Origin of the sequence: Halobacterium bonnevillei (genome assembly GCF_009831555.1) — an archaeon.
In the GTDB taxonomy this organism is placed as follows: Archaea; Halobacteriota; Halobacteria; order Halobacteriales; family Halobacteriaceae; genus Halobacterium; species Halobacterium bonnevillei.
In genome coordinates, this window is sequence record NZ_WUUU01000316.1 from 1 (window position 1) to 1,595 (window position 1,595).

1 protein-coding gene and 1 pseudogene are annotated in these 1,595 nt (G+C 70.2%); both read left to right on the plus strand.

All coding sequences use genetic code 11. The features are described from left to right. Window positions 1-312 (plus strand): annotated as a pseudogene (locus tag GRX66_RS18830) (hydantoinase/oxoprolinase family protein); the annotation flags it as partial. Beyond that, window positions 312-1,595: hydantoinase B/oxoprolinase family protein (locus tag GRX66_RS18835; RefSeq protein ID WP_201293101.1), on the plus strand; the 1,284-nt coding region annotated here is incomplete at its 3' end. The pseudogene GRX66_RS18830 and the gene GRX66_RS18835, both read left to right, overlap by 1 nt.

Genomic DNA, 1,595 nt, shown 5'->3' on the forward strand with positions numbered 1-1,595 from the left:
GACCGCTCGGAGCCGGTCGAACTGGTGACCCTGCGCCTGCGCGCCCGCGGCCTCGTCGAGACGCCCGAACTCGAGCCGCCGACCACCGAGGGCACCGTGGCGGACGCGGTCCGCGAGGTCCGAACCGTGACCTACGACGGCGACGACCACGAGACGACCATCTACGACCGGTCGTCGCTCCCGACGGACGCGACGTTCGACGGCCCCGCAGTCGTCGAGGGCAAGGAGAGCACCGTCGTCGTCCACCCCGGACAGACCACGGAGGTCGACGCGCACGGCAATCTCGTCGTCGAGACCGGAGGTGGCCGCTGATGGTGGACTCCGTCACGCTGGAAGTCGTCCGGAACGGCTGCATCGCCATCGCCGAGGAGATGAACGCGAACCTCGTCCGGACCGGCTACTCGCCGAACATCAAGGAACGCCGGGACTGCTCGTGTGCGCTGTTCGACGCGGACGGCGAGATGGTCAGCCAGGCGGAGAACATGCCCGTGCACCTCGGCGCGATGCCGTTCTCCGTCGCGGCCGCCGTCGAGGAGTTCGGCGGCAGCCTCGAACCCGGGGACGCAGTCCTCCTGAACGACCCGTTCCGGGGCGGCGCCCACCTCCCGGACCTCACCCTCGTTTCGCCCATCTTCGCGAACCCCGAGGCCGAGGACCCGACGCTGGTCGCGTACGCAGCGAACCGCGCCCACCACGCCGACATCGGCGGGTCGACGGCCGGCTCCGTCGCCGCCGACTCAACGGAGATCTACCAGGAGGGGCTCCGCATTCCGCCCGTCAAGCTATTCGCGGGCGGCGAGGTCGTCGACGACGTGATGGAGATGATTCTCCTGAACGTCCGGACGCCGGACGAGCGCCGCGGCGACCTGCGCGCCCAGGAGGCCGCCAACGAGACTGCTCGCAAGCGCGTGCACGAACTCGTCGACAAGTACGGCGTCGACGAACTCGACGACGCGTTCGACGAGATCAAAAACTACTCCGAGCGCCGGATGCGCGCGGAGCTAGAGGCGTTCCCGGACGGGACGTACGCGTTCGAGGACGTCCTCGACGACGACGGCCGCGGCAACACCGACCTCCCCGTCGAGGTGGCGGTCACCGTGGACGGCGACAACGTCCACGTCGACTTCGCCGGCACGGCCGACCAGACCGAGGGGCCGATCAACGCCGTGCTCGCGGTCACGTCCTCGGCGACGTACTACGCCATCCGCTGCGTCACGGACCCCGACATCCCGCCGAACCACGGCTGCTACCGGCCCATCGAGGTGGACGCACCCGAGGGCAGCATCGTCAATCCCGACCCGCCGGCCGCCGTCGTCGGCGGCAACCTCGAGACGAGCCAGCGCGTCACCGACGTCGTGCTCGGCGCGTTCGGCACCGAGGCGCCCGAGCGCGTGACCGCGGCCGGCCAGGGCACGATGAACAACATCACCTTCGGCGGCACCGACCCCCGCGACGGCACGCCGTACGCGTTCTACGAGACCCAGGGCGGCGGATTCGGCGGCCGCACCGGCAAGGACGGCATGGACGGCGTGCACGTCCACATGTCGAACACGATGAACACGCCCGTCGAAGTGCTGGAGACCGCGTACCCGCTG